20 protein-coding genes are annotated in these 25,412 nt (G+C 43.7%); 9 read left to right on the top strand and 11 right to left on the bottom strand.

Annotation, left to right across the window (positions count from 1 at the left end; translation table 11 throughout):
• The first annotated feature begins 151 nt into the window (after positions 1-151).
• A complete protein-coding gene (locus KTR07_RS08945; RefSeq protein WP_011107792.1) occupies positions 152-1,651 on the top strand; it encodes an L-lactate permease in 1,500 nt (499 codons plus the stop codon).
• Positions 1,652-1,941: 290 nt separating this feature from the next.
• Here the strand turns inward: KTR07_RS08945 and prfH are convergent, their stop codons facing one another.
• Positions 1,942-2,562 (bottom strand): peptide chain release factor H, encoded by a 621-nt coding sequence (gene prfH, locus KTR07_RS08940; RefSeq protein WP_008764839.1) that lies wholly within the window; start codon positions 2,560-2,562, stop codon positions 1,942-1,944.
• A gap of 4 nt (positions 2,563-2,566) precedes the next feature.
• Positions 2,567-3,964, bottom strand: a complete 1,398-nt coding sequence (locus tag KTR07_RS08935; protein WP_011107794.1) for an RtcB family protein — start codon at positions 3,962-3,964, stop codon at positions 2,567-2,569.
• Between the two features lie 491 nt (positions 3,965-4,455).
• On the opposite strand from KTR07_RS08935, the gene trxA reads away from it, so the two are divergent.
• Positions 4,456-4,950, top strand: a complete 495-nt coding sequence (gene trxA / locus KTR07_RS08930) for a thioredoxin (protein WP_008762320.1) — start codon at positions 4,456-4,458, stop codon at positions 4,948-4,950.
• Between the two features lie 158 nt (positions 4,951-5,108).
• Here trxA and KTR07_RS08925 read toward each other — a convergent pair whose 3' ends face one another.
• From KTR07_RS08925 to KTR07_RS08910, 4 genes are read right to left on the bottom strand one after another with little or no spacing between them, the layout of a single operon-like run.
• Positions 5,109-5,828: a LytTR family DNA-binding domain-containing protein gene (locus KTR07_RS08925; RefSeq protein ID WP_217315349.1), complete on the bottom strand. Its 720-nt coding sequence runs from the start codon at positions 5,826-5,828 to the stop codon at positions 5,109-5,111.
• Positions 5,825-6,931 carry a sensor histidine kinase gene (locus KTR07_RS08920; protein WP_062694829.1) on the bottom strand — a complete coding sequence of 369 codons (1,107 nt, stop codon included), beginning with the start codon at positions 6,929-6,931 and terminating at the stop codon, positions 5,825-5,827. Before KTR07_RS08920 ends, KTR07_RS08925 begins: the two co-directional genes overlap by 4 nt.
• A complete protein-coding gene (locus tag KTR07_RS08915; protein WP_217315347.1) occupies positions 6,931-8,007 on the bottom strand; it encodes a sensor histidine kinase in 1,077 nt (358 codons plus the stop codon). The genes KTR07_RS08920 and KTR07_RS08915 overlap by 1 nt, the downstream gene beginning before the upstream one ends.
• A 57-nt stretch (positions 8,008-8,064) precedes the next feature.
• Positions 8,065-10,542 (bottom strand): carboxypeptidase regulatory-like domain-containing protein, encoded by a 2,478-nt coding sequence (locus KTR07_RS08910; protein ID WP_217315344.1) that lies wholly within the window; start codon positions 10,540-10,542, stop codon positions 8,065-8,067.
• 868 nt (positions 10,543-11,410) lie between these two features.
• On the opposite strand from KTR07_RS08910, the gene KTR07_RS08905 reads away from it, so the two are divergent.
• Together KTR07_RS08905 and KTR07_RS08900 are read left to right on the top strand one after the other, a co-directional pair.
• Positions 11,411-11,755, top strand: coding sequence for a hypothetical protein (locus KTR07_RS08905; RefSeq protein ID WP_011107800.1), 345 nt, complete (start codon positions 11,411-11,413; stop codon positions 11,753-11,755).
• A gap of 335 nt (positions 11,756-12,090) precedes the next feature.
• Positions 12,091-12,540 carry a hypothetical protein gene (locus KTR07_RS08900; protein WP_008762313.1) on the top strand — a complete coding sequence of 150 codons (450 nt, stop codon included), beginning with the start codon at positions 12,091-12,093 and terminating at the stop codon, positions 12,538-12,540.
• A gap of 267 nt (positions 12,541-12,807) precedes the next feature.
• Here KTR07_RS08900 and KTR07_RS08895 read toward each other — a convergent pair whose 3' ends face one another.
• Positions 12,808-13,398 (bottom strand): sugar O-acetyltransferase, encoded by a 591-nt coding sequence (locus KTR07_RS08895; RefSeq protein ID WP_008762312.1) that lies wholly within the window; start codon positions 13,396-13,398, stop codon positions 12,808-12,810.
• 140 nt (positions 13,399-13,538) lie between these two features.
• Here KTR07_RS08895 and KTR07_RS08890 point away from each other — a divergent pair, with 140 nt between their 5' ends.
• Positions 13,539-13,997 (top strand): GNAT family N-acetyltransferase, encoded by a 459-nt coding sequence (locus KTR07_RS08890; RefSeq protein ID WP_008762311.1) that lies wholly within the window; start codon positions 13,539-13,541, stop codon positions 13,995-13,997.
• Between the two features lie 354 nt (positions 13,998-14,351).
• Here KTR07_RS08890 and KTR07_RS08885 read toward each other — a convergent pair whose 3' ends face one another.
• Genes KTR07_RS08885 through KTR07_RS08870 form a run of 4 tightly spaced genes read right to left on the bottom strand, consistent with a single transcriptional unit; the run spans position 14,352 to position 20,113 of the window.
• Positions 14,352-16,772, bottom strand: a complete 2,421-nt coding sequence (locus KTR07_RS08885) for an ABC transporter permease (protein WP_022470066.1) — start codon at positions 16,770-16,772, stop codon at positions 14,352-14,354.
• On the bottom strand, positions 16,769-17,485 hold the full coding sequence (locus KTR07_RS08880; RefSeq protein ID WP_008762308.1) for an ABC transporter ATP-binding protein: 717 nt from the start codon (positions 17,483-17,485) through the stop codon (positions 16,769-16,771). The genes KTR07_RS08885 and KTR07_RS08880 overlap by 4 nt, the downstream gene beginning before the upstream one ends.
• 15 nt (positions 17,486-17,500) lie before the next feature.
• On the bottom strand, positions 17,501-18,748 hold the full coding sequence (locus tag KTR07_RS08875) for an efflux RND transporter periplasmic adaptor subunit (RefSeq protein ID WP_022470067.1): 1,248 nt from the start codon (positions 18,746-18,748) through the stop codon (positions 17,501-17,503).
• Positions 18,749-18,808: 60 nt separating this feature from the next.
• Positions 18,809-20,113, bottom strand: a complete 1,305-nt coding sequence (locus tag KTR07_RS08870) for a TolC family protein (protein ID WP_055299374.1) — start codon at positions 20,111-20,113, stop codon at positions 18,809-18,811.
• Positions 20,114-20,442: 329 nt separating this feature from the next.
• On the opposite strand from KTR07_RS08870, the gene KTR07_RS08865 reads away from it, so the two are divergent.
• From KTR07_RS08865 to KTR07_RS08850, 4 genes are all read left to right on the top strand, one after another.
• Positions 20,443-21,804, top strand: coding sequence for a sigma-54 dependent transcriptional regulator (locus KTR07_RS08865; protein WP_061474058.1), 1,362 nt, complete (start codon positions 20,443-20,445; stop codon positions 21,802-21,804).
• 5 nt (positions 21,805-21,809) lie between these two features.
• The gene (locus tag KTR07_RS08860) at positions 21,810-23,060 is read left to right on the top strand and encodes a PAS domain-containing sensor histidine kinase (protein WP_011107804.1); all 1,251 of its coding nucleotides are present in this window, start codon (positions 21,810-21,812) and stop codon (positions 23,058-23,060) included.
• Positions 23,061-23,146: 86 nt separating this feature from the next.
• Entirely contained in the window at positions 23,147-24,172 is a 1,026-nt protein-coding gene (locus KTR07_RS08855) for an AI-2E family transporter (RefSeq protein WP_011107805.1), read from the top strand.
• Between the two features lie 56 nt (positions 24,173-24,228).
• Positions 24,229-25,401, top strand: coding sequence for a glycosyltransferase (locus KTR07_RS08850; RefSeq protein WP_195384983.1), 1,173 nt, complete (start codon positions 24,229-24,231; stop codon positions 25,399-25,401).
• Positions 25,402-25,412: the final 11 nt, after the last annotated feature.

Here is a 25,412-nt window from a genome sequence, read left to right as displayed (position 1 = left end):
GTGTTAATCTGTGAAATCCGTGCCTGAATATATTTTTGACACATTCACAAAAAGAAGTTGGATAAAATTAGAGTCACATATCCATCAAAACTACCTTTTGTTTTGTTATATTAAGTATTCACCAAAAGTTGACTATTTAAAATTTAGAATTATGACACTAATCCTTGCTATTATTCCGGTATTGCTATTAATTGTATTGATGGCGTTCTTCAAGATGTCCGGCGACAAGAGCAGTATTATCTCGTTGATTGTAACCATGCTGATCGCTCTTTTCGGTTTCGCCTTTTCTGTAGACAATCTGTTTTATTCCTTTTTATATGGAGCGCTGAAAGCGGTCTCTCCTATTTTAATCATCATTCTGATGGCTATTTTCAGTTATAACGTATTACTGAAAACGGAAAAGATGGAGATTATCAAACAACAGTTCGCTTCCATCTCTACGGATAAAAGTATTCAGGTATTGCTGCTGACTTGGGGATTCGGAGGATTACTGGAAGCGATGGCAGGATTCGGAACGGCGGTTGCTATTCCGGCGGCGATTCTTATCAGTCTGGGATTCAAGCCGATATTTTCAGCGACTGTCAGTCTGATAGCCAACAGTGTCGCTACGGCTTTCGGTGCTATCGGAACTCCGGTATTGGTGTTGGCAAAGGAAACGAATCTGGATGTGCTACAACTCAGTACGAACGTTGTATTGCAATTATCGGTACTCATGTTTCTGATTCCGCTGGTCTTGCTTTTCCTCACCAATCCTAAACTGAAAGCACTCCCGAAGAATATATTTCTGGCCCTACTGGTCGGAGGTGTTTCTTTGGTCGGACAATATCTGGCTGCCAGATATATGGGGGCAGAATCGCCTGCCATTATCGGAAGTATTCTTTCTATCATTGTCATCGTTCTCTATGGAAAACTGACCGCATCGAAAGAAGAAAAGGCTCGGAAAAGTACGCTGAAAACCAAAGATATACTGAATGCGTGGAGCATCTATTTACTGATTTTGTTCCTGATCATCCTCACCAGTCCGCTTTTCCCGAGTTTGAGAAGTACATTGGAGAATAACTGGGTTACAAGAATCAGTCTGCCTGTCAATGCTACTACCGTAAACTATACAATCTCGTGGTTGACCCATGCAGGTGTACTACTCTTCCTCGGTACTTTTATCGGTGGGTTGATACAGGGTGCCAAAGTCAAAGAGCTGTTTATCGTTCTTTGGAATACGGTGAAGCAATTAAAGAAAACCTTTATTACCGTGATCTGTCTCGTGGGATTATCCACCATTATGGATACTTCGGGAATGATTGCTGTCATCGCTACGGCACTGGCTACTGCTACCGGAAGCTTGTATCCGCTGTTTGCTCCGGTCATCGGCTGCCTGGGGACATTTATTACAGGAAGTGATACCTCCTCCAACATCCTTTTCGGAAAGTTACAGGCAAGTGTGGCAGGACAGATTCATGTCAGTCCGGACTGGCTGTCAGCAGCAAATACGGTAGGTGCGACAGGCGGTAAGATTATTTCTCCGCAAAGTATCGCCATTGCGACTTCTGCCGGAAACCAGCAGGGAAAGGAAGGGGAAATACTGAAAGCTGCTATCCCGTATGCACTGGCATATGTGGTGATTACAGGAATTATCGTTTATATTTTCAGTTAACCACCCGAAAAAATAATAACAGGATAATGACACTATCGCCTTGATATAGTGACATTATCCTGCATACATAAAGGCGAACTAAAAAATCGGTAGTAACCTCAAACTCTCCTCCTTCGGGAAGGAGGAGTCCCCGCAGGGGGAGGTGGTAGGTAAGCATATAACTTTGATTATCATCAATCTATGCATCCACCTACCACCCCGGCTTTCAGCCACCCTTCCTTCCCGAAGGGAGGGGAATGGGAGATAGAACCGACTTTTTAGTCACTTTATATATTTTTTATTACTCACAGCTAAATCAGCGGTTCCCGAATCACCTTCACGGGATTCCCCCGTTGAAGATGATTATGATTACTCCAGTTTTCCTGCGCCTGAATCATCGCCTGTTCCATCGTCCATGACGAAAGTTTCACCAACAGGCGTTCCGTTGCCAGCTTCTTGTTCTGCCATTGTGAACGTTGGTCGGAAGCTACCACACTCATTCCGGACGGGATGTGAACGGCACGGACCGCGGACTCTGTCTTGTTGACATGCTGCCCGCCCGGACCGGAAGCCCGTAAGGTTTCATAGCGGAAATCTCTTTCTGTAGCCTCCTGACTCTCCGACAACACAAACGAATGCACACCGACAAACCAGTTTTTCCGCTTGTGATAAATGCGATACGGGCTTTGGGCAATCCATTGCACCGTTCCCTCCCATTCATCCGCCAGTTCTCCGCTCGCTGCGCCTTGAAGAGCAATGGTAGCCGAAAGCAGTGTCCGGTTGACCGGTCCCACTTCACGTTCTATCATTTCCACTTTCAGTCCGCTTGCCTGCGCCTGTCTTACTATTCTTTCGAGTACCAATGCCACCACCCGGCAACATTCCGCAGGTCCCCTGCCGGAAGTTATCTGTAAATAGACTTTCTCCTTCATCGCCTTATTCTTTATTCATTCGTACGATGCGAGGCATAAATCTACCCTGCACTTCCACTAAAGTCTCCTGTGTGTACATCACGCGGTCGATGTCTTTATATGCCAGAGGTATTTCCTCGATACTTCCGCCTATCAATGTCACGTCTGCCTGCGACAGCATCTTTTTCAAAGCCGACTGAGTGAAACTCTCCTTTGCTTTTTGCCGGGACATCGCTCTTCCAGCTCCATGAGAAGCAGAGCACAAGGATTCTTCCACCCCTTTGCCACAAACCAGATAACCTGCCGTAGCCATACTTCCGGGAATCAGACCCGCCTGTCCCTTTTGTGCAGGAGTTGCCCCTTTGCGATGCACAATCGCCATACGTCCCGGAGCTATCTCCTCTTTCCACGCAAAGTTGTGATGGTTGTTGACATTCGCAACAGGTTTCAGTCCCAATGCTTTAGACAGATTCAAGTGAATACGCTCGTGACAGGCACGGGCATAGTCTCCTGCCAGATTCATACTCATCCAATACTCCTGCCCTTCTTCGGAGTCCAGACTCAGCCACGCAAAATGCTGCGCCTCCCGAGGAAGTTTGCAGACTTCACGGGCCAACAGACTGTAATGTTTGGCAATAGCAGCACCCAAGCCACGTGAACCGGAATGAGACAGCAAAGCAACATAACTCCCCTCCGGAAGATTCAGCACATTATCCGCCTGCAAAGCAATTTCGCCGAACTCCACAAAGTGATTCCCACCTCCGGAGCTTCCGAGTTGCCGCACGGCCTTTCCTTGCAAATCCTTTAATAAAGGAGTCAACCGAAATTCTTCCCGATCCAGCACTTCATGCTCCTGTTCAAAGCCCAGGCCGCCATCCATTCCGAAATGTGTAAAGTCTTTCAAAGCCTCCTTTATCTGATAAGAATATCGTTTCAGGAAGTCTGCTTTCGCATCAAATACCGTCAGACTCATCCGGCAACCGATATCAACCCCGACAGCATACGGTATCACGGCATTATCAGTAGCCAGTACCCCACCGATAGGCAATCCATAACCGGCGTGCGCATCGGGCATCAACGCTCCACCGACCGTTACAGGCAGGCGCATAGCCAAATTCATCTGTTGTTTGGCAAGAGTCTCGATAAACTTACCTCCATAGGTTTTATACATCAACGGATCTTCCCGTAAGTCGTAAGCTACGAACTCTTTCGCAAGAACAGTAGGCGACAGGCGTTCCGCCAGCTTACTCCATATTTCATTGTTTTTATAAGATTCGGGATGTTCGAGTATATTGCTCAAAGTCATTGCAATCTGTTCCTTCGTGTCATGTTTGCAATATTTGCCTACAATGTCTACTACCAGACTACGGGCTACATTATCCCGATATCCCAGTTTACTTAAATCTTTTAATCGTATTCCCATACTTTTTTTCTGTTCGCATACCACACCCCGTCCGCCTCAACAGCGGAAAGTAAGGTTATACACGGTATGCCAATGCTTCGGATACGGATACAAAACATCCATCCACAGCATTGAAGTGAATAATTTGAAAAATAAAAACGTGATTGCAGGACTAATCAACTATTACCGCCAGCAGCAGAGTTGCGGTAAACGTAAAAAACAAAATGTCGCAAAGCCCCGTCTTCCCGACGAGACAACTTAGTCCTAATTTGAAAATATTATAGCTCCAACATAATTAATACCCTTTCCATCATTTTAAAGGGTGAATACTCATTTTATCGCGACAAAAGTAGTGCATATTTTTATTACTTCCAAAGATAAAAAGACATTTTTTAGCGTTAAAGGAGCAGTGATGGGAAATTTTGCCAAGTGTTCCAGTCAAATCGCTATTTCACGGGAAGCTATTTCGCCTTACCTTTGCAACATAGAAAACAAATAAACCGAAAAGATTTATGAAACTGATTAAAAGCATTATGAGCGCTTTCGCTATCGTACTGGCCACCACAGCTTGTGCGGGAAATGGCGGAGAAAATAAAAAGAGTAATGAACCAACAAAGGAGGACAATAAAATGGAAGTAGTATCATTAAATAAAGCAGAGTTTTTAAAGAAAGTATATGATTTTGAAGCCAATCCGAATGATTGGAAATTTGAAGGCAAACGTCCGGCAATCGTCGATTTCTATGCAACATGGTGCGGACCGTGTAAAGCGCTGCATCCTGTTCTGGAAGAACTGAGCAAAGAATACAGTGGTAAGGTAGACATCTATCAGATTGATGTGGACCAAGAAAAGGAACTGGCTGCCGCCTTCGGTATCCGCAGTATCCCCACCCTGTTACTGATTCCGATGAAAGAAGAACCGAGAATCACGCAAGGGGCTTTGCCCAAAGACCAGTTGAAGAAAGCAATCGACGAATTTCTTTTGAAACAGAATAACGAAGCTAAATAAACTAATTTCGATTTTTTCTTGATATGCAACTACCCTCTATCAGCATTCTAATGACTGACAGAGGGCAGATTCTTTTATAAACTTTCCTTTATCTACCAATATTGCATCAGATTAAAGACTAACGGATATATATGACATAAAAAACATCGCAAGACCTGTCACCATCTTTGTTGTTTCATCACGAATCCTTCAAAGAAGTCATCCCGATAACTATTCCCGATAGCAATCTCATACGACTTGATAAATATATCATTATTGTCGAACGAATCGATATGGGCTGTATTGACTATATACGATTTATTGACCCGTAAAAAAGAGTCCTTCGGCAACAAGTCAAAGACCGCTTTCAGACTCATACGGGTGATGATGCGTTGTTCGCCCAACTGTAGAATTACATAATCTTTCAAGCCTTCTACAAAAAGGATATCAGAGAAGTTGACCTTGAAGTATCTGCGTTCCGCCTTTACAAAGAAATACTCGGCAGCCACAATCGTCTCAATGGCTTCCTTTTCTTCCCGTAATAATAAAGAATGATAAGACTGCGCCTTCTCAACCGCCTTCTGAAAGCGCTCCGCCTCCACCGGCTTTATCAGATAATCAATTGCGTCCACTTCGTAGCTATCCAGTGCATACTCCGTATAGGCAGTGGTAAAGATTACCAATGTCCGTTTGGAAATGGTACGGGCAAACTCAATTCCCGTAATGCCGGGCATTTGAATATCCAGAAAGACAAGGTCTACTACGTGCTGCTCCATAAAGTCGGAAGCCGTGGCGGCACTGTTAAAACTTCCCACCAACTGAAGACATTCCGCCTCCTCTATCAGCAATTTCATAGCCTCCCGTGCCAATGGTTCATCGTCTACAATAATACAATTCATAACGTTATACATAAAGTTACCATATACCGATTTTCATTCTCTATCTGCTTCAATTCATAACGGTCGGGATATAGCAATCCTAATCTACGCTGAATATTCGCAAGCCCGATCCCTCCTACCTTGTTGCTGACTGCAACCGCCGGCATCGTATTTTCACAACGGAACTCCAACCGATTCTCTTCTACCTTAAAAGAAAAATGTACAGACGAAGGATGCTCGCTATCAAAACTATGCTTTACCGCATTCTCCACAAACGGGATAAACAATAACGGCTGAATCCAGATGGAGTCAATATCCCCTTCCTGATCCATTGTAAACTGAAAATGATCCCGGCGTATCTTTTCCAGATTCAAATAGTCGTTCAGAAAACGGATATCTGAGGCTAAAGCAACCCTTTCGCGCGAACTGTCATTTATCTGGTACCGCAGCAAATCTTCCAGTTTGAAAAGAACTTTAGAAGCCTCTTCCGGATTCCGCTTTATCAGTACATTGGCGTTGTTCAGCATATTGAACAGAAAGTGCGGATTAATCTGGCTCTTAAGGAACTTCAATTCCGATTGCAAAGTGGTAGATTCCAGCTGATCAATGCGCAGATTATGACGCAGCCAATGAGTGAACAATGAAATAGCCGCCGAACCTGCGGTGACAAAACCCATAGTAAGTATCCCCGAAAAGGTGTTGATGAAAGTGGCAAATCCATCGGGATTCCTGACAGGCAAAATAACTTCAAAAAGCATTCCCTGCGTAACTGAAAGGAAAAGGATGACCACTAAGTTGGTAACTATCGCAGCTAGAACATAACCACCCAAACGGTTCTTTAACAGAAAAGAAGGAACCAGAATATACAGATTAGTATATATCACCGCATTCATAGACAAGAAATAGACCAGACAGCCTCCAAAGCGTTTCAAGAGAGAGACCACCTGCAAAGGCTCGTACCAAAAAACATTGATTGTAATCAGCAGAACAGCCACCTGCAAGAGGATATGTCTGTATATCCTGCAATGAGGACTCAGCAGAAAAGCGGTGACACTGCTGCTGTTCATGGTTCCGTCACCGGGATTCCTGTCGAGCGTATTTTTATCGTTTGTACTTATTCTCATTATTCCCCTCCATTCAGTTCCAGTCTTATACATTCCATGGTAAAAGATAGTCCGTAGCGGTCGCCATACAATAAGTCCAGCCTTTGTCTGATCCGTTCCAGTCCCCTGTTTACGGAGAGATTAAGTTGCGGACACATACAAGTGAATACAATCGTACCCTTCTCCGCTTTCAGATGGATGTCCAAAGAGACAGGAATCGATATCTGCTGTTCGTGCGTCAACTCCACGATATACTGCACAAAAGGAATGAAGAGCAGAGGAGGAACCAGCTCCCTGTTTACCTCCCCTTCCGAAGTAAACTGATAGCGGAATTGCGGAAGGGAGCTTTGCTCCAATGTCAGATAGTTGGTAAGGAAGACGATTTCACTGCTGAGCAATACTTTTTGCCGGCTGCAATCATATAACTGATAGCGCAGCAACTGGCTCAGCTTCATCAACATCTTCGAAGCCTTTTCCGGCTCGGTCAATGTCAGTTCACCCGAATGATGCAACGTTTTGAAAAGAAGTTCGGGGCTGACCTGCTCTTTGAGCTGTTCCACTTCGGACAGTACGTGCGCCTTTTCCATCTGTGAAACACGCTGATTCTCAATCATCCATTCTTTCAGAAGCAAAGTCATCGTTCCTCCTATCATGCAAAGCGTTGACAGCATAAAAGAAGAAATGTAGTCCATCAGCATGGGAACCGAGAAATACGATCCCCGCGCATGAAGCTGCGGCCAATGGGAGTAAGCAAGGTATTCTATGACCATCTGTATCAGCAGTGCAATGACCATTGCCACAGACAGCACCGACAGATAGGTCATATAATGCCTTTTCAACAAATATTTCGGGAATAACCAGAAAAGGTTCAGACAAATAACGCCAACGTATGTGAGCATATATATAAACGTGAACACATAAATCCATACGCCCAGTATATCCCGATAGTCCATAAAAATGATGAATACCTGATTGAAGGAGATAGTACCCAACACCATGACAAGTATCAGATACCGCATCCATCGGAATGCCGGACTTACGAGCAATCTATATAAAAAGGCCGATTCGTTGCCTGCTGCAGTTGTTTCAGTTGCCATATGCTTCATTGGGTACGAAGATAAAACATTTTCCGTTAAGGTCTCTATACCGGATATCTAAAATTCAAGCTTATAACTCACATTAGTCAGAACGGTAGAGCCGTCGGTTGCGTCTATCTTTCCGGTTTTCACGTTATACTCATGTCCGTAGTGCTCTTTCGTGCCCATAAAGTTCAGGCCCTTCACAGCAAATTCATGAGATACTTTTTTCTTGTTGATGCGGTAGCTGACGGTATAATTGCCGATAAACATGGGCGAATACTGTTTGGAGAATGCCTTCCTTTCGTCATACTGCACTTCCTTGTCCGGATGCTTCATGGTTGCTTCCATGTCAATCGGAGAATAGCGGTCGCCGCCCTGCAAGGTCAGTTTCAGGTTGATGCTAAGAATATTCTGTTTGTTGCGTCCCAGCATCCATTCTTTGCCGATCAGTCCGTTGATGACATAGTTGCGGTTGAACTTCGTGTTGTACCATACACCGTCTCCGCCACGGTAACGGGAGTCGAACAACGAACCGGAGATCATGTAATAAAGTCCTTTTTCCAGGAAGCGTTCGAGGGTTATGTCAATCCCGATATTCCGGCCTCTTCCTTTGTTGACAAGCGCATCTTCTACATAAAAGTCGGAGCGGTTGAGTACGGAATAGGAACTGTCCGCCATTACCGGTACATCGTGCAGGAACTGTACATATGGTTCTATTTTCAGATTCATGCGGTCCGAAATCTTGTAGCCGAAAGACAACATGATGTGCTGCGCCTTGGTGAAGTTGAGGTTCTTGTTGACGGATTGATTTCCCGTGCTCTTCGTTTTCACAAAGTAGACGTCCATTTTCTCCATCCGGCTGTATATGCCGTAAGCTAAAGCAAAGGTCGCTTTTGGGGTAGCCTGCCATTTCAGTCCGGCACGGGGTTCGACAGACCATTTATTATTCAGCGTCAGGTATTGTCCGTAGATACCGGCATTGAGAGTCCAACGGTCACTCAGTCCGACAGAAGAACTATTGTAAGCAGAAATCAGACTCGTATTGCCATCTCCCTTCGATACCGTTTCCAGCAGCTGAGCTTCGTATGGAGCTATGGCAAGGTTCATGTCATAAAACATGGCAGTATAAGTGAATCCTGTCTTATTGGTAAAGCGGTTACTGAATTTACGGTTGAAGGTGCTGGTCAGTATCAGGTTGGTATGCCTTGATTCAAGGTCCATATAAGGAGTCGATTCCAACGCATGATTGAACATGGAAGCGCCTCCGTCCAACTGCGAGTAGGTAGCGGCAACGGTTGTTTTCAGCGATGCGTCACTATTGAAAAAGTAACGGTGACTGATACCTCCGGCAGCCATATACTGCTTGTCACGTGATTCGCTGCGGTCGCCCAGATATTCCCATTTCTCAGGGTTCCTCTCCATGTCACTCTTAAATTTGTCAATCAGGCTGGTTCCCCATACCGAGAAAGTCCCGGCCATCTTTGTGGGAAAGTTCAGTTTGAAGTTCAGGTCCTGATAGTCCATCGTTCCACCGTCAAGATTCAGTAATCCTGTGGTAGAATAACGATAATTAAAGATATACGAGGCTTTATGCTTCTTGCTCAAAGGACCTTCGGAAGCAACGTCAATTCCCATGATTCCCACTTGGATCGTGTTTTCGTTCTTTTGATTGTTACCGTTGCGCAGCTTCATGTCGAACACGCCGGACACTGCATTTCCATATTCAGCCGGAAAAGCTCCGGTGAAGAAATCGGAATTTCCAAGTACCTGTGAGCTAAGGGAAGAAAGGATTCCTCCACCCAAGGTGGCAATATCCGCAAAGTGATTCGGATTCGGGATTTCTACATCCTCCAGCCTCCATTGCAACAGATGAGGTGCATTGCCATGAATCGAAATTCCATTCGAAGAGACGCTGGGCGCCACTCCGGCAAAAGCGGAAACCAGACGTGCAGGATCGTCGAATCCGCCTGCATAACGGCTCGCTTCCTCCACGCTCAGCATACGTGCTCCGGTAGTTGCCATCTTATTCATCGCTTCTTCTTTGTTCGTCCGCGCACGGACCACTACTTCACTTAGTTCGTTGACGCTTTCTTTCAAAGGTATTTCCAAATAGACTTCTTTGGCGGAAGTCACCAGTATTTCTCTGAAAATGCCGGGTTCATATCCCATGAACGCTGCCTCTACCGTATGTCTCCCGACGGGAACCTGCGGAATGGTGAAACGTCCCAGACTGTCGGTTGTCGTCCCCATCCCCTCTTTATCTGACAATCTAACTGTCGCATACGGTATAGGATATTTGGAATCTCCGTCAACAACCATCCCACGAATGGTCTGGACCGGACGCCCTTTCCGATCCGATATTTGCCCGAAAGCAAAGGCTGATATAAACAAACCGATCAACAGCAATATCCATCCTCCATAACGGTACAGTTTCCGTGTGAGTTCTTCGCAAAGGACTCTTTCAAAAGTTTTAAGTACTACTCCGCATTCATCTGCCGGAATCCCCGAACGGTTTGCTACTTCCCCTAACAACATAGTTTTATTCATCTTCATGACTTATTCTGTTTTTTATTTCGACACGAAGATAAGGGATACTACATTGCTGGTTTTTCAAATGAGACGAACACGCCTCATTTGTAGACAAGATGTGGAATTGATAAGATAAATGTCCTTTCAGTCTAAATGTTCCAAATTTAATATTATGCCAATAGGAATTTGCTCAAAAAGTCATGAACGACAGCATATCCTGCATAAATTAGTGCAATAATATGCAGGAATACGAGTTCATCCTGCATAATACTGTATGAAATATGCATCTTTTTTTAGTCATTCAGTACTCTTTGGTTTTAAAGGAACGGGGTGTTCCTTTAAAACCAACGCTCCGTCCCTTACTAATGAACTTGTTTTTCATCAGTGAGGAAGTTATAAAAAGGCTGTTTTTGCTCGTTTTTTCTCTAGTTCATCATAAATACCGATAAAATAGAAAATGACAGAACGGAGTACCTTCCTTAATTAATCCATCTAAATGATAAGTATTAATAGGAAATGGTTACCATTTTACTCTAAGAACACTTCCAATTACATAAAGATAGAATTTCGTATTTACAAATGACGGAGATATTCTATTCTCCTTGATAAGTGATATGTAATTACGGTCTTTAGTGCCTGTGTAAATATCCTCTTTTTAAGAAAAGGTCATTTTTTCAGTGAATGGCTAATATATACATATTATCACAATGTCTGTCATGTAAATAAAATAAAATGGACGCTAGATTGTTTTTCATTAATAGTTTCATAACTTTGTCAGTAGCATATATCGAATTAGAAAATAGAATTCAGTAACCTCGCCTTATAGTATCGGTTACTGAAATAACCTCTACTCGTCGAGTGTGATTATTTATTCATTAGTAACAACATTGTTATGAGAAAAGAAGTTGAACAATTAGCTTTAATGGGTGCAATGCCCGATGAAGCAGATGAACGAATAACGGCTGCATTAGTTGATGAATATGCAGACTTATTAGGCAAGATAGTTAAACCTGTCACTTTGGATGAAGCACATATTTTAATCAAGCTCTTTCCACCGACTGCTTTATATGGGATAGAATGGACATTACTACATTTAATAGAGTCTGTGTATTCAGAAATAAAATCTCTTGAATATAGAGAACTTATAAATGAATGTAATAGTACAGAGTTCAAGAAGATGTTAGTTCAACGTCTTAATAATTCACAACAGAAAAAAATTACTAACGAAGCAGGATAACGCTTACAGCGTTCCCCGCTTAGCCATTATCAGTGATCCAAAACAAACAAATGTATGGAAAAGTATGATATAAATAAGGTATACACCCCATAATAATAAATGCTCATCAATCGGGAATGATGAGTGTCTCCAATAAGGTATATATCCTGACTCTTGGAAAACCTGCATTAAAAAAAGATATCGCAACGATATTTGATTATGCAGAGATTCAAGAATTTCCGAATACTCGTGAGCAAGAAGAATTCTCTCAAAAATGGCTCAATTCTTTTTTAAACAGAGAGACTTACTAAATACGTCGAGTAAGTTGTAATATGTAATTCCTATTAATCAATTAAATGAAAAAAGGTACGAATAAAACAGATAATTATTTCGAACGCGTAAAACAAAGATTACATCCTCCCAAATACAGATATTATTTCTTCGATTATCTGTATTTTAAGGGTGAACAATGGAGCAAGAAAGCCTTCAGATGCTCCGGTGCATTCATTTTACTGGAGTATTGGATAATGATCGTAGCTTTTCCGGCATTTGGATTCACGAGTGTAACCCATCACTTTGGAGACAACGCGGTCATATTTTATCAAGTACTGATTCTTTTATTGCCTTACATTTTCATATTTTTTCGTTACCGTAAAGACAGAAAAAAAGCTATTATCAATCATTACCGACACTCGAAAAGTAGTGGAGTGACTATGACCTTCATCATTATCCTCCCATTTATCTTGTTCTTTTTTGAATTATGGCTATTCGATAAACTGGAATGGATAGATTGCAAATTATGGTAATCAGCAATAAACAAAAGGAATATAGTTAGGACAAAATCAAGGAAACTTATGGACGACTTTGCTAAACTCTAGTATTGAAATTACATAAAAGTATTCGTCTGACAACTGTTGAACTTTCGTCTGACAGTTGTTAGACGAAAAAGAAACATCTGTCAGACGAAAGTTCAACAACTGTCAGACGAATAATCTTTCGCATATTGCGGGACAAAGGATTGTGAAACGATCCTTAAATTTCAGTAAGTAGCGAGCTAGTTCATCCGTAAAACACTAAGGCAGAAAACCGGTCTTGTCTTCATCGGTTATTTCCCGAATAACTTTACAGGGAACACCTGCGGCAATTACATTCTCCGGAATGCTCTTTGTCACCACACTGCCCGCACCGATTACTGAATTTCTCCCGACAGTGACACCACCCATTATATGAACGCCGGCACCTACCCATACATTATCTTCAATGACAATCGGATGGGCATAGCACCCGCCCATAAGACGTTCCTGCGGATCGAGCGCATGATTGGCCGTATATAAACCGACACGGGGCCCTAATAATACATTGTCGCCTATCGTAATGAGATTTCCGTCCAACATGATGCAATCAAAATTGGCGAAGAAATTATTGCCAATACTGATATTGAATCCAAACTCACACCGGAAATTCGGTTCAAAATGAACACTACTGCCAATACACCTCAATAGTTTACGTAACAATGCCTCCCGAACTTCTTTAGGCTTTCCATAAGTGGAATTATAATCATTGGTCAGGAAAACAGCCTGTTCTCTTCTTTGAACCAGTTCTACAGACAAGTCATTATACATTTTTCCCGAAAGCATTCTTTCACGCAATTCTTTATTCTCCATATATATATTATGATGTTATTTAATAAGCAGGACATACTTGCAAATATACAGAATTAGTCAGATAAAACAGGCAACCTATTGGTTTTCAAAAATACTTTTATAACTTTGGCAATATTAAATATAAACAATACAATAAACGTATGAATCTAGTTTCACTCAGAGACTCACCTCAGTATCTGGAAAGAGCTATCGCCTATTTCCAAAGCAAGTGGGGTAACGAAAACACGAAAATGGTGTATGACAATTGTTTCAGACATTCTCTGAATGCCGAAAATCCCATTCCTCAATGGTACCTTTTAATGAATGGTGATGAAATAATAGGATGTGCGGGACTTACCAGCAACGATTTTAACTCTCGCGCGGATTTATATCCTTGGTTAGTTGCCTTATTCATTGAAGAAAAGTATAGGGGAAATCATTACGCCAATCTTTTAATAGAACAAGCCAAGAAGGATACACTGAAATTCGGATTCTCGAAATTATATTTAAGCACCAGTCATACTTCGTATTATGAACGCTTGGGCTTCACATATATCGGAGATTGCTGGCATCCTTGGGGAGAAAGCTCCCGTGTATATGAGATTATTTTAAAATTCTGACTTGTACATTCCCGATAAGTATTTGTCTGGGCAAATGACGATATTGCCGCAACAGAAAGTAACAGAATTAATAAGATTGTCCTCATAATATTCATTCTGGTTTTATGTCCCTCAAATATACGAAAAAAAGGGCATAAAAAAAGGCTATCTATCCCAGACAGCCAATCTTTTTGTTAACCTTAAATCTAATACTATGAAAAACACACTACAAAGATACGGACTTTCTGCATATCTCCAAATTTCCGGAGCAAAGCGGAGCATCTTATAACATGGTTTAATAGAAGTAGCAGACTCGTTAACATTTAACATAATTCCTCCGGATATTAACGAATACCCGAAGGAGTGATCTAAAAACTATTCATATCTTAACGAACGAGCAGGTTTGCTCATTATTATTTTCATTGTCTGAAAGGCCACCGTCACGAATGAAATGAACAACATCAACAATACGGGCACAATAAAGAACCAGGCTTCTAAATCCGTCCGGAAAGCATAATGACTCAACCAGGCGTTCATACTGAACCAGGCTACCGGAAGAGCAATCACAACCGCTATCAGAATCAGCAGGAAAAATCCTTTGACCAACTGATAGAAAAGATTCCAGCGGGAAGCTCCCAAGACTTTACGTATACCCATCTCTTTCGTACGGGTGGAACAGGAAAACATCACCAATACCCAAAGTCCCAGACAGGATATGAATATCGCTAATCCGGTGAAAGAACCTATCATCACCCCGAATACTTCATCCTGACGATACTGATGGTCGAAGAACTGATCGAGGAAAAAATAATCGAAACTGGAATCAGCAAAGTACCGATTCCATATTTCCTGTACCTGCGATACCAGTTCGCGGGGATTGCCGGAAGTCATTACGATAGAAATATAGCGTTGTGGCAACCAGTCTATCTTATCTTTATGAATCAGCATAATAGGAGTATAATTCTTACTCAACGCCTGCTGATGATAATCTTTGACCACTCCGATAATCTGCATCGGAGCATCGGTACATTCTACTGTTACCAACTCTCCTATCGCCTCATCATTGGAAGCAAAGCCCAGATTGCGTACGGCCGTCTCATTAATCACCAGTTTATCTACATCGTCTCCGTACTCTTCTGAAAAGCCCCGTCCGGCTATCACTTGCAAACCATATGCCTCTATATAATCCGGATCGCAGGCCAGCATCTCATAAAGCCGGTTCTGCTTCAAAGCGTCATTGGTACGGCGATTGGAAAGGAAAGTAGCCACCTCCTCGCCCGGCACAGCACCGGAAGCTGCGACACTATGCACCAGTGGCAACCGCATTATCGCTTTCTTCATCGCTTCCAGCTTCACATTCAGCCCGTCTGTACGTCCGGGAAATTTAATGACTAATGTCTGGTCGGTTTTCACCCCTAATGATTGGCTGCGCATAAAATTCAGCTGTGCAAACACGATCAATGTTCCACAAAGCAGTATCATAGAGGCCGTATATTGAATGATAACCAACACCTGACGAGTCCGTTCTCCGGACTTGCTATGCAAAAACTTTCCTTTCAACAGGGTAATCGGTTTACGGTTCAGCAAAGCCAATGCCGGATAATATCCGGAAAGGAATATCCCTGCGATAAAAACAAGAACCAGCAGCACCCACCAATAATCCATCAGCCAAACGGAGAAAGTGACCGTACGTCCCACCAGTTGATTAAAGTACGGAAGAATCAGCTCTATCAGCCCTACCGCCAATATAAAAGCAATCAGATTCATAACCAGCGCTTCGAACAGGAACTGATGAATCAACTGCTTGCGGAAAGCACCCACTACCCGACGCACTCCGACTTCCCTGGCACGCTCCATCGAACGGGCTACTGTCAGATTGATATAGTTTATCCAGGCAATAGCCAGAATGGCAATGGCTGCAAAGACAAGTGCAATCATAGCAGAACGATTTCCTTTTGTCTCCATTTCATAACCCAATTGCGGAGTGAGATGTATATCTGCCAGAGGAACCAAATCGACTCCCCATGTTTTGTTTTTCAACGCTTCCTCCGTCTTGTACTTTTCCGCCATGACGGGAAACTCTCTTTCTATTTCCGCTTCCCTCTCCGGCGAATCGAGCAGAACATACGTATATGCTTCGTGCTTATACCAGTATTCATGTATAAACTTGGGCAAAGATGTATACGAAATCAGGAAGTTATAATGTATGTGGGAATTGGAAGGCATTTCCTCCATGACTCCGGTCACTTCACACGATATCTTATAATAGGGACCGGTAAAGATAAGAATCTTTCCGATAGGGTCTTCCTCTTTGAAATATTTGCGGGCAATGCGCTCGGTGATTACGACTTGTCCCGGCATCGAAAGGCTGGTCTTTTTATCACCTTTCAGAAGCTCGAAATCGAAAAGACGGAAAAAGCCCGGATCGGCATAAGCTATCTGGTTTTCCCGCAGCGTCAACTCACCATACTTCACAATCTGTTCAGGTTGGAGCAGAGAGCCGATTCGGGTATAATCTTCAATTCCCGCAAGATTCTCTTTCATTGCCGAACCGTATCCGAAGGAGCTGCTTGCCCAGTTATCGGTCAGCACCTCCCCTTCGCGGAATGTACTTTGCACACGGTAAATATGGGGATATTTCGTGTGCATCTTGTCAAAACTGAACTCAAAAGTTACATACGTCAGAATCAGTAACGCCGATGCCATGCCGATCGCCAGTCCAAACACATTAATGAAGCTGAACTTCTTCCGCTTCATCAGATTCCGATAGGCACTATTCCAATAATTTCCTATCATACAGCTTCGTTTTTAGAGGACGTACTTTTTTCTAACGGACGGTTGATGTTTTCGGATACAATCTGTCCGTCCAACAACCGGATAATCCGATGCGCATACGTCGCATCCCTTTGAGAGTGGGTGACAATGATAATCGTAGTCCCCTGGCGGTTCAGTTCGCTCAACAGCTCCATCACTTCCACGCCATTCACCGAATCCAGATTTCCGGTCGGTTCGTCAGCCAGCAACAACTTACAGTCCGTCACTACCGCACGGGCGATGGCCACACGTTGCTGTTGTCCGCCCGACAACTGTTGAGGATAATGGTTGGCACGATGTAGCAGATTTACTTTCTCCAGCACTTTGTTCACTTTCTCTTTGCGTTGGGCAGTCTTAATCCCCATATAGACAAGCGGGAGTTCCACATTTTCGTATACCGTCAGTTCGTCAATCAGGTTGAAACTCTGGAAGATAAAGCCCAAATTATTCTTCCGAAGGGCAGTCAGCTGGTTCTCGTTCATTTTATCCACCTGTTTCCCTTCAAAGAAATAAGAGCCGGAAGTGGGAGAATCCAACGTGCCCAAAATATTCAGCAACGTTGACTTGCCGCATCCGGAAGGTCCCATTATAGCGACAAATTCTCCTTGTTCTACGTGTAAGGTGACTTCGTTCAATGCTTTCGTCTGCACCTCTTCCGTAGTGAAAAGCATAGACAGTTTTTCTGTTTTAATCATGGTGATTCTTTTTATTTATTTTAGTATTAGTTTCTCATTGTCTCCGAACAACTCATAACCGGATATGATTACTTTCTCACCCGAAGACAAACCTTCCGTCACCTCATAATACTGTGGATTCTGGCGCCCGATCTTCACAGGACGCCGCGTGGCAAATTTACCACTTTCATCGACAATATACATCCACCGCCCTCCGGTAATTTGAAAGAATCCGCCACGGGGAACAAGGATCGCTTGTGCCGGGTCTCCTAACTGAAGGTTGATATGATAAGTTTGTCCGGCACGTATATTCTCCGGCCGCTCCGAAATGAAAGCCAGGTCAGTACGGAACTGCCCTTCTTTCACTTCCGGATAAGGTTTGGTTACTTCCAGTTTATAGGTTCCTCCGTCACGGGTAAAGTCGGCAGGAAGTCCGGGAAGTACACGCTCCACATAATGCTCGTCTATCTGTGCCTGTACTTTGAGGTCCGGAGTAATAATCTGCCCGATATGTTCTCCTGCGGAAATGGACTGTCCGACCTGCGCGTTCAAGTTTCCTACCTGTCCGTCAATCGGAGCTTTAATCTTCAGGTTTTCCAAGCGCTCACGGACCAACGTAAGACTGCGTTTCATGTTACGTATGTTCTCGTCCAGACTGCTGATCTGGCTTTCACGGAAAATATTGTCCTGACGGATACGTTCGTCAATGACCGCCAGTTGTTCTTTGGCAGCTTCATACTCCTCCTCTGCCTGACGGAAATCCTCGCGGGCAATCAGTTGCTCCTCCACCAAACGTCTGTATTGTTCATAACGGCGTTTTTTCAATGTCAGTTCTTTATTCAAGCCTATGCGTTCCTGTTTCAGTTGCAGACGCTCCTGCTCCATACTGATGCGGGTATTGCGCAATTCATTTTCCTGATAGGCAAGGTCTGCCTCACTCTGCATGATTCCGATATTCAGCAACGGGTTGCTGAGACGCAGAATCACATCGCCCGCTTTCACCATAGCTCCTTCTTCTTTCAGACGTTCTTCCACACGACCGCCTTCTATGGCATCCATATAGATAATCCGGTTGGGCATCACTTGCCCGATCACACGGATATAATCATTGAACTCCGCTTGCTTGACGGTAGCAATCGTGAGACGGTCTTTCTCAACTGTCATGGAGGAAGCCGTATCTCTAAAAATAAAATATAAAATGACAGCGATTCCCAGCGCCACACCACCGATCGTATAAAGGTGTTTGCGATTTATGCCGGGTTTGCGTTCAACAGGTGTATCCATAAAGGTATATTCAAAATAGGGTTGTTATTAAATGATTGATCCGATGGCACAGACTCCGTTTTACAGGAAAGTCCCCTCCCGATAGTATTTCTCCAGTTTCCTCATCATTTCCACTTGCAGGCGTACACGAACCAGTTCTGCCTTGGCGGAGATAAAACGGTTACGGGCTTCCATCAGCTGAAAGACGGAAATGAGCCCTTCCTCCCATTTACGTTCGGACTCTTTCAGTACGAGAGCTTCTGCTTCAAGCTGTTGCAATGCCTGTTGATGTTCACTAAATCCGGCATGTAGGGAAAGAAGTGTTTGCTCTATATCGGTATATAGCTGCTGCTTTTCCAGTTCTTCTTCATTCTTCAAGCGATACAGGTTTAGTTTCTGCTTCCGTTGATGAGTCAGACGTTCCAATCCGCTCAGCAAAGGAAACGAAATACCGATGCCGACATATTTTCCTATATTGTCCCGCAACTGTCTAGCAGAAAAAACTGTATTGTAAAAATTGGAACCAACCGTAAAGCGGGCATAGACAGAAGGAGAAAAAGTTCCGCCAGCCATCGCATACTCTTTACGGGCAGCCTTTCGTTTCAAATCAATCATACGCATGACAGGAAGTATTTCCAGTGATTGGGTATAAAGTGTTTCCGTAGACGGAACAGAAAGCAAGGGCAACTGATTCGCTTCCACAATAGTATCCTGAATAACGAGTGTATCACCGGGTTGGAAATTCATTAGCTGTTCCAGATGCAATAAGGCCAACCGGCAAGTATTCTCACGAGATTTATAACGATAGATATCCCCTTCTCTGCGGGCCTTGACTTCCTGCAAATCGGAAGCTGATTTCAATCCCAACTCAACAAAGGCTTCGGTTTGTTTCAAATACCGCTCACTCAACCGGCTTTGTTCTAAAGCAAGATTCAGCAGTTTTCTCTCCAGAATCAGTTTATAATAAGCATCCGTCACTTGATATGCCAGTTCATTCTGCTTATTTTTCAATGCCCATTCGCTACGCTCCTTATTCATCTTCCGGAAGCGTACCTGATGAATGCGTGAAAAGCCCTCAAAAAGAGAAAGAGTCATATCAAGCCCCACAGTCCCTTCTTCAAAAGTTTCGTTGGTATATCCGTTCGTATCCGGATCGATAGAACGCCCAAAGCGTTTCCCTGTTTCTGCATTAACCGCTGCACGGGGAAGAAAAGCACCGACAGCAGCCATATAATCTGCCCGTGCCTCCTTTATATCTATCACACTGTTCCGCACAGAAGGATTCTGCTTCCATGCCAGACGAATGCACTCATCCAAAGTCATGCCGGACTGGGCCTGCACAAAATGCGGTAATAAGAATAAGGACAAAAAGAAAAGGTTTTTCATTCTTTATAATATATGCGATTGTGTGTTACGATGATTAGAAGGCAAATAGGATGCCACAATTTTTAAGTAATTGATTATTAGCCAAATGACCAATACGATTGCATTGCATCCGTCCAATTATTACACACCGCAACGTCCAACTTTTGGACGTTATCCATTATTTCATATTCTTCGGGAGCAATTTTCGGGCATTTAAGTAAGCCTTGCAGTAAATATGCCCGAAAACGTCTAATTATTGGACACTCGCTTGCAGAGGAAAGCAAAAACGAATATCTTTACCCCCAAACTTAAAGCATGGTTCAACCTGATAGATACCCCCAATCTTAGATATGGAAAACGGAACTATTTTAATAGTAGATGATAATAAAAGCGTGTTAGCTTCACTGGAGTTACTGCTCGAAAATGAGTTCGGTACAGTTCGCACCGCCGCCAATCCCAATCAAATCACCACGTTACTGACTACCACCTCTATCGACGTCGTTATCCTTGACATGAATTTCTCTGCCGGCATAAACAATGGCAATGAAGGACTGTACTGGTTAAAACAAATCCACGAAATCCGCCCATCTTTACCGGTGGTTATGCTGACTGCTTACGGAGACGTTGAATTGGCGGTAAAAGCACTAAAAAACGGGGCTACTGATTTTTTACTCAAACCTTGGGATAATCAGATTCTGATTCGGAAGATAAAGGAGGCTTATAAAAGTAACAACAGCAAAGCCAAAAGCGCTTCAAAGACAACCGGCAAACAGGGGGATACCGAGAAACCGAGCAAACCGGAAATGTTGATCGGCCACTCTCCCGCAATGCTCCAGTTGATTAAAGTGGTCACGAAAGTAGCCAAAACCGACGCCAACATCCTGATCACCGGAGAGAACGGAACAGGAAAAGAGATGTTAGCCAAAGAGATACATCGTTTATCTCCCCGAAATTCCCGTCAAATGCTTGGCATTGATATGGGCGCTATCAGTGAATCACTCTTCGAAAGTGAACTGTTCGGACACGAACGCGGAGCGTTTACCGACGCATACGAAAGTCGTCCGGGAAAATTCGAAGCGGCCAACGGCAGTTCCCTCTTTATGGACGAAATCGGAAACCTTTCCATTGCACTGCAAGCCAAACTATTGACTGTACTACAGAACCGGAATGTCACCCGAATCGGAAGTAACAAAGTGATTCCCGTTGATATCCGGCTGATCTCTGCTACCAATAAAGATATTCCGGAAATGGTAAAGCAAGGACTGTTTCGGGAAGATTTGTTCTACCGTATCAACACCATTCATCTGGAAATCCCTCCTTTAAGGGAACGGGGAGACGATATCCTATTATTCATAGATACTTTCCTCCGTCGTTTTACTTCCAAATATCAACGGCCGGACATACGGATGCACGAGCAAACGATTGAGAAACTACGCTCCTATCACTGGCCGGGCAATATCCGCGAACTGCAACACGCCATCGAAAAAGCGGTGATCTTATGCGAAGGCAACGTGATACGCCCCAAAGATATTCTGGTAAAGCAAAGCTGGAAACCTCAGACGGCAAGCGTCGTCCCCAATCTGGAGGAAGTAGAACGGCAAGCCATCGAAACAGCAATCCTCCAAAACAATGGAAATCTGACAGCCGCCGCCGAACAATTAGGCATCAGCCGACAAACTCTCTATAATAAACTGAAACGATTCAAACCCTGAACAAGATGATATTCAGTCGACATATCTATTGGACCATATTGCTTCGTATCCTGCTCATCCTCGCAACTTCGGGAACAGGGCTGTGGCTCATCATCTCCCAACGTGGCATCATCATCGGTATGTTACTAATCATCTGCTCCTTGTTTCAAATCGGCGGAATAGTCACTTATCTCAATAACATCAACCGGAAACTCCGGCTTTTCTTTGATGCCATCGAGGACAGAGATAATACATTCAGCTACCCCGAGCAAGGAATAAACGAAGAGCAACAACAGCTGAACCGTTCACTGAACCGGATCAACGCCCTATTGGCACAAACCAAAATGGACTACCAGAAACAGGAACATTTCTACCGGTCTCTGCTGGAGAAAGTACCCAACGGAATCATAGCCTGGAACAACTCCAAGAAAATAATCTTCGTCAACAACACAGCGTTGACCTTACTAAACATCGAATCACTGACTCTATATTCCCAACTGGAAAATATCCTGCAGAATGAGAAGAACAGAAAAAGACTCAGCCTCTCCCAAAGTCAGATGAAACTACAAGACGAAACAATCACCTTGCTTTCCATACAAGACATTGACGACCGGCTCAACGAAAACGAAAGTGAATCATGGAGCAAACTCAGTCATGTCCTGACTCATGAGATCATGAACACGATCGCTCCCATTATCTCACTGTCTCAGACACTGGCTTCCTATCCGGAAATCAGCGAGAAAGGAATCCGCGGGCTTCACATTATTCAGGCGCAAAGCGAACGGCTGATGGAATTTACCGAATCTTTCCGGCATCTGTCCTATCTTCCGCAGCCCGAAAAGCGTCTCTTTTCCCTATCCGACTTATTACACAATCTGGAGGAACTGCTTCAAACCAATTTTCAAGAAAACAATATCTCCTTTACACTCCGGTGCTCCCCCGAACCGATGATGACCGAAGGAGACGAAAAGCAACTGTCACAAGTGTTTCTCAATCTGTTGAAAAACGCCATGCAGGCATTGGAGGGGCATCCGCATGGAGAGCTTTCCCTGCAAGCAGAACAAGACGAATATATAGTCATAGACATCACCGACAATGGTCCCGGTATTCCTCCCGAAATTATGGACAAAGTATTCATCCCCTTTTTTACGACTAAATCAGAAGGTACAGGCATCGGACTGAGCCTGTGCAAAGAAATTATCCGCCGCCACGAAGGGCATTTGGCTATCAAAGAAAGCAGAGCCGGAAAAACGGTTTTTCATATTGAGCTCCCTTAAAAACAACATACGTAAACCTCATACCGGACATTCAAACTTTTTCCACTGTTCTTTTGTTTATAAAGCAGAATATCTAAATACATAATATGAGCATCAAAGAACAATACTGGAAATATTCCCTCATCGTCATCATACTATTTATGGGAATCATCATCTTCCGTCAGATCACTCCTTTTTTGGGAGGATTGCTGGGAGCACTCACTATTTATATTTTGGTACGCACACAAATGACGCACCTGACAGAAAAGTGGAAACTGAAACGCAGTGTTGCCGCATTGCTGATTACGGCAGAGACGGTTATGGTATTTTTGGTTCCGCTTGGACTGACAATCTGGCTACTGGTAAACCAACTTCAGGACATCAATCTGGACCCGCAAACATTCATTGCCCCGATGCAGCAGGTGGCAGAGTTTATCAAAGAAAAAACGGGTTATGATGTGCTGGGAAAAGATACCTTGTCATTCATTGTCTCCATCCTACCCCGCATCGGACAAATAATAATGGAAAGCATCAGCAGCCTTGCCATCAATCTGTTTGTCATGGTATTCGTACTATACTTTATGCTGATAGGAGGAAAAAAGATGGAAGCTTATGTGAATGACATTCTCCCGTTCAATGAAGCGAATACACAGGAAGTAATTCACGAAATCAATATGATTGTACGTTCCAATGCCATCGGCATACCTCTGTTAGCCATTATTCAAGGAGGGGTCGCCATGATAGGGTATCTTATCTTCGGAGCACCCAATGTCCTGGTATTGGGATTCCTGACCTGCTTCGCCACCATCATTCCAATGGTAGGAACTGCCTTGATATGGTTTCCCGTAGCTGCCTATCTTGCCGTAACCGGAGACTGGTTCAACGCTATCGGACTCGCCGCATACGGTGGAATAGTCATATCTCAGTCGGATAACCTGATCCGATTCATCCTGCAGAAGAAAATGGCGGATACCCATCCGCTGATTACGATATTCGGAGTCGTTATCGGTTTGCCGTTGTTCGGATTTATGGGAGTCATCTTCGGTCCGTTGCTGCTTTCATTATTCTTTCTATTCGTCGACATGTTCAAGAAAGAATATCTGGATTTACGAAATAACCTTCCTGCGAGATGACGGAGCTACCAAAAAAATACGTACTTTTGCAGTCGTAAAAACGACACTTATATCCAATGGAAGCATTTACATTCAATACTGTCGAACTGATTCTTTTATCGGCGGCAGGTATTCTTTTTATCATTCAGCTCATTTATTATTTCGGCTTGTACAATCGGATACATGCCCACAATAAGGCTGTACGCAAAGAAGCAGTGCACTTCACACAAGAGATGCCTCCGCTTTCCGTGATTCTTTGTGCACGCAACGAAGCTGATAACCTACGTAAAATCTTACCTGCCATTCTCGAACAAGACTATCCGCAGTTCGAAGTGATTGTTATCAACGATGCTTCTACGGATGAGACAGAGGATGTACTGGGATTTATGGAAGAGAAATATCCTCACCTCTACCACAGCTTCACTCCCGACAGCGCACGCTACATCAGTCATAAGAAACTTGCCCTGACATTGGGCATCAAGGCCAGCAAACACGACTGGCTGGTATTTACAGAAACAAACTGTATGCCTGCAAGCAAGGATTGGCTCAGACTAATGGCACGTAACTTCACTTCACAGACTCAGATAGTACTGGGATACAGCGGTTACGACCGGACCAAAGGATGGCTGCACAAACGGGTAGCCTTTGACACGTTATTCCAGTCTCTGCGTTATTTATGCTTTGCACTGGCAGGAAAGCCATACATGGGCATCGGCCGCAATATGGCTTACCGGAAAGAATTATTCTTCCAGAGAAAAGGCTATTCCACTTATCTGAACCTGCAACGCGGGGAAGATGATTTATTCATCAACCAGATAGCCACCCCATCCAACACACGTGTAGAAACGGATATCAATGCAACTATGCGGATACAACCGGTATACAGCTACAAAGAATGGAAAGAAGAAAAGATAAGCTATATGGCAACCGCACGCTTTTATCACGGTGTACAGCGCTATTTGTTAGGATTCGAGACTTTCTCCCGTCTGCTGTTTTACGCTGCCTGCATCGCGGGTCTTGTATTCGGCATCCTCAACAACCATTGGCTGGCTGCCGGAATTGCATTACTGATCTGGCTGTTCCGCTATACCGTACAGGCAATCATCATTAATCGGACAGCCAAAGAAATGGGCGGAGACAGGAAATATTATTTCTCCCTGCCGGTTTTCGATATCCTCCAGCCCATCCAGTCGCTCAAATTCAAACTTTACCGCTCCTTACGCAGGAAAGGGGACTTTATGAGAAGATAGGCAACTGCTGA

The sequence above is a fragment of the Bacteroides sp. MSK.20.82 genome (assembly GCF_019052485.1).
Classification (GTDB): domain Bacteria; phylum Bacteroidota; class Bacteroidia; order Bacteroidales; family Bacteroidaceae; genus Bacteroides; species Bacteroides thetaiotaomicron.
Note: the sequence above shows the minus strand (reverse complement) of the source record. Positions and strands in the feature narration are given on the sequence as shown.

Excerpts from the sequence above, each read along its gene's own strand:
- KTR07_RS08945 (WP_011107792.1), top strand. The coding sequence starts at position 152 with ATGACACTAATCCTTGCTATTATTCCGGTATTGCTATTAATTGTATTG.
- prfH (WP_008764839.1), bottom strand. The coding sequence starts at position 2,562 with ATGAAGGAGAAAGTCTATTTACAGATAACTTCCGGCAGGGGACCTGCG.
- KTR07_RS08935 (WP_011107794.1), bottom strand. The coding sequence starts at position 3,964 with ATGGGAATACGATTAAAAGATTTAAGTAAACTGGGATATCGGGATAAT.
- trxA (WP_008762320.1), top strand. The coding sequence starts at position 4,456 with ATGAAACTGATTAAAAGCATTATGAGCGCTTTCGCTATCGTACTGGCC.
- KTR07_RS08925 (WP_217315349.1), bottom strand. The coding sequence starts at position 5,828 with ATGAATTGTATTATTGTAGACGATGAACCATTGGCACGGGAGGCTATG.
- KTR07_RS08920 (WP_062694829.1), bottom strand. The coding sequence starts at position 6,931 with ATGAGAATAAGTACAAACGATAAAAATACGCTCGACAGGAATCCCGGT.
- KTR07_RS08915 (WP_217315347.1), bottom strand. The coding sequence starts at position 8,007 with ATGGCAACTGAAACAACTGCAGCAGGCAACGAATCGGCCTTTTTATAT.
- KTR07_RS08910 (WP_217315344.1), bottom strand. The coding sequence starts at position 10,542 with ATGAAGATGAATAAAACTATGTTGTTAGGGGAAGTAGCAAACCGTTCG.
- KTR07_RS08905 (WP_011107800.1), top strand. The coding sequence starts at position 11,411 with ATGAGAAAAGAAGTTGAACAATTAGCTTTAATGGGTGCAATGCCCGAT.
- KTR07_RS08900 (WP_008762313.1), top strand. The coding sequence starts at position 12,091 with ATGAAAAAAGGTACGAATAAAACAGATAATTATTTCGAACGCGTAAAA.
- KTR07_RS08895 (WP_008762312.1), bottom strand. The coding sequence starts at position 13,398 with ATGGAGAATAAAGAATTGCGTGAAAGAATGCTTTCGGGAAAAATGTAT.
- KTR07_RS08890 (WP_008762311.1), top strand. The coding sequence starts at position 13,539 with ATGAATCTAGTTTCACTCAGAGACTCACCTCAGTATCTGGAAAGAGCT.
- KTR07_RS08885 (WP_022470066.1), bottom strand. The coding sequence starts at position 16,772 with ATGATAGGAAATTATTGGAATAGTGCCTATCGGAATCTGATGAAGCGG.
- KTR07_RS08880 (WP_008762308.1), bottom strand. The coding sequence starts at position 17,485 with ATGATTAAAACAGAAAAACTGTCTATGCTTTTCACTACGGAAGAGGTG.
- KTR07_RS08875 (WP_022470067.1), bottom strand. The coding sequence starts at position 18,748 with ATGGATACACCTGTTGAACGCAAACCCGGCATAAATCGCAAACACCTT.
- KTR07_RS08870 (WP_055299374.1), bottom strand. The coding sequence starts at position 20,113 with ATGAAAAACCTTTTCTTTTTGTCCTTATTCTTATTACCGCATTTTGTG.
- KTR07_RS08865 (WP_061474058.1), top strand. The coding sequence starts at position 20,443 with ATGGAAAACGGAACTATTTTAATAGTAGATGATAATAAAAGCGTGTTA.
- KTR07_RS08860 (WP_011107804.1), top strand. The coding sequence starts at position 21,810 with ATGATATTCAGTCGACATATCTATTGGACCATATTGCTTCGTATCCTG.
- KTR07_RS08855 (WP_011107805.1), top strand. The coding sequence starts at position 23,147 with ATGAGCATCAAAGAACAATACTGGAAATATTCCCTCATCGTCATCATA.
- KTR07_RS08850 (WP_195384983.1), top strand. The coding sequence starts at position 24,229 with ATGGAAGCATTTACATTCAATACTGTCGAACTGATTCTTTTATCGGCG.